This window comes from Bacillus sp. JJ1532 (assembly GCF_036965085.1).
GTDB lineage: Bacteria > Bacillota > Bacilli > Bacillales > Cytobacillaceae > Cytobacillus.
Map to the genome: position 1 here is coordinate 3916 of NZ_JBALOW010000123.1, position 1851 is coordinate 5766.

At 30.9% G+C, this 1851-nt stretch carries 3 protein-coding genes; 2 read left to right on the plus strand and 1 reads right to left on the minus strand.

Going from position 1 to position 1851, the window contains the following annotated elements; all coding sequences use genetic code 11:
* A partial coding sequence (locus tag V7122_RS24615) for a lysozyme inhibitor LprI family protein (RefSeq protein WP_335529781.1) occupies positions 1 to 222 on the plus strand: 222 nt, incomplete at its 5' end.
* 337 nt (positions 223 to 559) lie between these two features.
* On the opposite strand, the gene V7122_RS24620 is transcribed toward V7122_RS24615, so the two are convergent.
* A complete protein-coding gene (locus tag V7122_RS24620) occupies positions 560 to 1177 on the minus strand; it encodes a nitroreductase family protein (RefSeq protein ID WP_335529784.1) in 618 nt (205 codons plus the stop codon).
* Between the two features lie 335 nt (positions 1178 to 1512).
* Here V7122_RS24620 and V7122_RS24625 point away from each other — a divergent pair.
* Positions 1513 to 1851: GNAT family N-acetyltransferase (locus V7122_RS24625; RefSeq protein ID WP_335529786.1), on the plus strand; the 339-nt coding region annotated here is incomplete at its 3' end.

Genomic DNA, 1851 nt, shown 5'->3' on the forward strand with positions numbered 1-1851 from the left:
TTAAATGAAGTTTATGGAGTCCTAAAGGAACAACTAACGACAGAAGAGATGAATCAATTGAGAAAAGAACAAAGGAATTGGATAACCTATCGTGATGATACTGCATTAGAGGCATCCCTAAAATATCAAGGAGGTACGATGGAACATCTAGAATATGTGGCTGTGTTAGCAAATCTTACAGAAGAAAGATGCTATGAATTAGTTGAAGATTATATGAAGTAATTTTTCATCACTTACAACAAGACAATTTTCAAGTAGACAATTAAGATTAGCATAATTGTGGATTACTCAAGTTAAATTGAAATTTGTGATTATTACNNTCAGAATAATAAAAAGGAATGTCCACCAAGAAAGAGACATTCCTAGTTTTTTCTAAAAAATGATACAAAAATTTTGCAATTAAATAGACTCTTGGGAAACCCAAAAGCTAATAAACAAAAACTTACCGCTACAATAATTGCAAGTTTGCTTTACTTTTCAATAGTTGTATTTACAAACATATTTTTATGGAAGAAAACTCAATTAAGAAAATCTTAGTAGGTTTTTGATAAATTAGTTATTAATCAGCAAAATGAACAAATTCACCAACAGGCTTTCTATACCCTCTTGGTCTAATTTTTCCTGTTACTGATTTGCCTAATGTAATAATTAAAACAGGTTCGTGGTTATCTGGAATGTTGTAAATTTCTTTAATCGTTTGTTCATTGTGGACATGCATCGGGCAAGTATCCCATCCTTTATCTTTGGCAGCTAACATGAATAACATCGCAGATAGAGAAGCATTTCGGATATTATCTTCTTCTATTAATGTATTGTTATTACTGTATAAATTATTAATTGTCTCAATCGTATCATTGTATTCTAACTCGTCTATAATTCTAAGCATTTTCATGCCTTCATATAATCGAGGGGCTTCCTTGTATCCATCTTTATCTCCACATACGATGATCGTTGCAGAAGCACTAAGGGTTTTATGCTGTTCATATGAGGCTTTCTTGACAAGAGCTTTCTTTTCCTCTGATGTGACAACATAATAATGCGTAGTTTGAATGTTATATGATGAGGGATGGGTTTTAACGATTTCAAATATTTCTTGTAATTCAAGATCTGAGATTTTCACATCCGATTGAAAATTGATAGCTGAACGTCTACTTTTTGCTAATTCTACAAATTCCATATATGTATTCTCCTCTTTATGGTCGTTCTATTTGATAGAATAAATTTTACCATTATATCCTCATTATACATAATAAAAAAGAGCTTTTATTTGATGAAAGGCACAAAATGGTGAACTATAACTGCGACTTTTTTATTCGCCCTTCTATTAAATATACCGCTATTTTACTATATATCCATTTTTTGTTTATTACAATATAAAAGAGCGGGATCACAAAATGGGTTTGTGTTGCAATCATTTTTCCTATTCGATTAACATGATTGTTAAAGAAGGACAGACATAATAATGTTAAGAATTATGTATTCTAAATATTTTGGAAGGGGAGTGAAATACAAATGAACTTTGAAACCCTTATTTTTAATTCAATACCTGACGATGATATATTAGGTGGCATTGTAGAATTACATAAAGACATTTTTGGGAAATCAGATAATTTGATTAACAAAATGGCAAGTAAACCGCAACTATTAATTATAACCGCTATGAGTGGTACAAAGCTTATTGGATTTAAGATTGGATATGCATTGGATGATAATAAATTTTATAGTTGGATGGGGGGAGTGGATATCAATTATCGAAAATTTGGTGTAGCTTCGACCCTAATGGAAAAGCAACATCAATATGTAAGGGAACTGGGTTATAGTGTTGTTCAAACAAAAACAATGAATAAATGG